The organism is Blautia caecimuris, from assembly GCF_024622975.1.
GTDB lineage: Bacteria > Bacillota > Clostridia > Lachnospirales > Lachnospiraceae > Blautia_A > Blautia_A caecimuris.
The window spans coordinates 1-1,163 of record NZ_JANJZT010000091.1; the positions used below are offsets into that span (position 1 = coordinate 1).

The window sequence follows — 1,163 nt, forward strand, 5'->3', positions numbered from 1 at the left end:
ATAGCATCGAAGGAAGAATACTTTGATCTGATCACATCTTCCAGATGGAAGAGCTGGTTAATGTACAGCATTCCCTGTACAGATGGCTGGGTATAATCCAGTGCTTTTCCCTTAGGGATGGCATCTGTCAGATATCTTCTGATGTGTGCCCAGCAGGCTGTGCGTTTGGCATCCGGTACTTTATTGTATCCGCTATAGCCATCACACATCAGATAACCCTTGAAGCCGTGAAGAAAATCTACGGCATTGTCCCCGGCCCGGGTCTCCGAGTATTTATAGAGGATAATAGGTGGTCCTCCGTCTTCACCGCTGCGGAACAGCCACATATATGACTTGGTTTGCGCGCGGCGTTCCGGTTCATGCAGAACCTGAAGTGGCGTTTCATCTGCCATCGCGAATCCACGTTCCAGAAGTTTCCTGTGGAAGTATTCGTACATAGGAAGAAAAAATGCTTCAGAATTCCGGATCACCCAGTTTGCCATAGTAGCTCTGGTGATCTCCACGCCATACTGTTTCCAGTCCTTTTCCTGACGGTAGTATGGAAGACCATTACAAAACTTCTGGTACATTACCCAGGCAACCGTTCCGGCAGAAGCCATTCCATAAAGCATATGGGATCTGCCATCTTTTCCTTTTTTGATAACCGGTATATCCTGAAGCCTGCACTGCGGGCACTCATAGCTCTTACTGTAGTATTCATATACTTTCAGTTTTGCCGGTACAAAAACCAGCTCCCGGCGGACAAACTCTTCCCCGATTTCTTTCAGTGGGGTACCACAGGCAGGGCAGAGTTTCTCTTCCTCAGAAAGTTCCAGATACTTTTTCTCAACAGGAACTCCCTTAAACCGTTCAGCATCTGTAGCTCTTGCTTTTCGTTTTTTTGCTGTTTTTTCCGGAAGAAGTGCCTCAAGATCCTCTGCTTTTACAGCTTCTGGATCCTGTTCCAGTTCCGCTTCATTGAAAAAGTTTAACTGGCCTGGAATATCGATGGTTCTTTTTTCACTGGAGGTGCCAAACAGTTTTTTACGGAGAAGGTCTATCTCTTCTTTCAGGTTATCCCGTTCCTGGGTAAGAGCCTCTTCCCGTTTATTGGCAGCATCGACAGTTGCCTGAAGTGTTTTTATCATCTTTTTGAGATCGTTTATCATGTCCTTCAGCTCACG

1 protein-coding gene is annotated in these 1,163 nt (G+C 46.3%); it reads right to left on the reverse strand.

The window, feature by feature from the left end; genetic code table 11:
- Positions 1-1,163, reverse strand: a 1,163-nt coding sequence (tnpC, locus tag NSA57_RS19460; RefSeq protein WP_257465855.1) for an IS66 family transposase, incomplete at both ends; no start/stop codon positions are given.